The sequence below is a fragment of the Trinickia sp. genome (assembly GCF_036503415.1).
GTDB lineage: Bacteria > Pseudomonadota > Gammaproteobacteria > Burkholderiales > Burkholderiaceae > Trinickia.
The window spans coordinates 1-2,307 of sequence record NZ_DASXWY010000105.1 but is presented as its reverse complement, the minus strand read 5'-3'; the positions used below and the strand labels follow the sequence as shown (position 1 = coordinate 2,307).

The 2,307-nt window shown below is 63.5% G+C and carries 2 protein-coding genes and 1 pseudogene; all 3 read right to left on the bottom strand.

Annotation, left to right across the window (positions count from 1 at the left end; genetic code table 11):
• Window positions 1–156 (bottom strand): annotated as a pseudogene (locus tag VGL01_RS14195) (electron transfer flavoprotein subunit beta/FixA family protein); the annotation flags it as partial.
• 26 nt (window positions 157–182) lie between these two features.
• Window positions 183–1,418: a CaiB/BaiF CoA-transferase family protein gene (locus VGL01_RS14190; protein ID WP_331570334.1), complete on the bottom strand. Its 1,236-nt coding sequence runs from the start codon at window positions 1,416–1,418 to the stop codon at window positions 183–185.
• Between the two features lie 6 nt (window positions 1,419–1,424).
• Window positions 1,425–2,307 (bottom strand): acyl-CoA dehydrogenase family protein (locus tag VGL01_RS14185; protein ID WP_331570332.1); only part of this gene is annotated, 883 nt, incomplete at its 5' end.

Below are 2,307 nucleotides of genomic sequence, written 5' to 3'. Positions count from 1 at the left end.
CGCTTCCTTCAGCCGCACCGCCTCTTCCACCGCGATTTCGTCGAACGGGTTCATCGACATCTTCACGTTCGCAATATCGACGCCCGTGCCATCCGACTTCACGCGAACCTTCACGTTGAAATCGACCACGCGCTTGACCGGTACGAGGACCTTCATGATTGCTTTCCCTGATGAAATGTCGGTTAAACGACGCCTCTGTCATGCAAGGCGGCGAGCTGCGGCGCATCGAGCGCGAGCCATTCGCCGAGCACGGCCTCGGTATGTTCGCCGAGCGTCGGCGGGGCATGCCGGTACTGGACGGGCGTCTCCGACATTCGTATGGGATTGGCCACCAGCGGCACCTTTCCCGCAACGGGATGGCTCATCTCCAAGCGCATCGCGCGTGCTTGCACTTGCGGATCGGCGAACACTTGGTCCATTCGATTGATGGGGCCGCACGGTACGCCGCGCGCTTCCAGCATGGACACCCATTGCGCGGTCGTGCGCGTGAGCGTGATGCCGCGCAACGATTCGACGAGCTCGTCGCGATGCTTCACACGCTGCGGGTTAGTGCGAAAGCGCGCATCGCGCGCCCACTGCGGCCGGTCGATCGCCTCGCATAGACTCGCGAACTGCGAATCGTTGCCCACGGCGATGATCATGTAGCCGTCCGCCGTCGGGAAGTCCTGGTACGGCACGATGTTCGGATGCGCGTTGCCCATCCGTCGAGGCACGTCGCCGCCGACGAGGTAGTTGGCCGCCTGATTCGCCAGCGACGCGATTTGCACGTCGAGCAGCGCGAGGTCGATATGCTGGCCCCGGCCCGAGCGCTCGCGATGCGCCAACGCGGCAAGAACGGCCACGGTCGAATAGAGCCCCGTCATGACGTCGGTCAGCGCCACGCCGACCTTCATCGGACCCTCGCCCGGCGAGCCGTCGGGCCGCCCGGTCAGACTCATCAATCCGCCCATGCCTTGAATCAGAAAGTCATAGCCGGCGCGCGCGGCATAGGGACCGGTTTGCCCGAAGCCGGTGATCGAGCAGTAGATGAGCCGCGGATTGATCGCCGACAGACTCGCATAGTCCAGCCCGTACCGCGCCAAGCCACCGACCTTGAAGTTCTCGATGACGATGTCCGCCTTGCCGGCAAGCTGCCGGATCAGCGCCTGGCCGTCGGCCTGCGCCATGTCGATCGTCACCGATCGCTTGTTGCGGTTGGCGCTCAGGTAGTACGCGGATTCGCCGGTAGGCTTGCCATCGATGTCGTCAAGCCAGGGCGGCCCCCACGCGCGCGTATCGTCGCCCGTGCCCGGACGCTCGACCTTGACGACGTCCGCCCCCAGATCGGCCAACAACTGACTCGCCCAGGGTCCGGCGAGCACGCGCGACAGATCGAGCACCCGCAGGCCGGATAGCGCGCCTTGTTTGAAGTCGTTCATAGTCGCTTAGAACGCCGCGATGCCGGTCATGGCGCGCCCGAGAATGAGCGCATGAATGTCGTGCGTGCCTTCGTAGGTGTTGACCACCTCCAGGTTCACGAGGTGCCGCGCAATGCCGAACTCGTCGCTGATGCCGTTTCCGCCCAGCATGTCGCGCGCCTGGCGGGCGATATCGAGCGCCTTGCCACAGGAGTTGCGCTTCATGATCGATGTGATTTCGACGGCTGCCGTGCCTTCGTCCTTCATCCGGCCAAGCCGCAGGCAACCTTGCAAGCCGAGCGTGATTTCCGTTTGCATGTCGGCGAGCTTTTTCTGGATCAGTTGGTTCGCCGCGAGCGGCTTGCCGAACTGCTTGCGCTCGAGCACGTATTGCCGCGCACGATGCCAGCAATCTTCCGCCGCGCCGAGCGCGCCCCATGCAATGCCGTATCGCGCGCTGTTCAGGCAAGTGAACGGACCCTTGAGCCCTCGCACGTGCTCGAACGCGTTGTCTTCCGGGCAGAACACTTCATCCATGACGATTTCGCCCGTGATCGACGCACGCAGGCCGACCTTCCCATGAATGGCCGGAGCGGACAATCCTTTCCAACCTTTTTCGAGCACGAAGCCGCGGATCGCCCCCTCGTCGTCCTTCGCCCATACGACGAAGACATCGGCGATCGGGCTGTTCGTGATCCACATCTTGCTGCCCGTCAGCAAATAGCCGCCATCGACGCGCTTCGCGCGCGTGGCCATGCCGCCCGGGTCCGAGCCGTGATCCGGTTCGGTCAGTCCGAAGCATCCGATCCATTCGCCGCGCGCGAGCTTCGGCAAATATTTGTTTTTGACCGCCTCGCTGCCGAATTCATTGATCGGGACCATCACGAGCGAGGACTGCACGCTCATCATC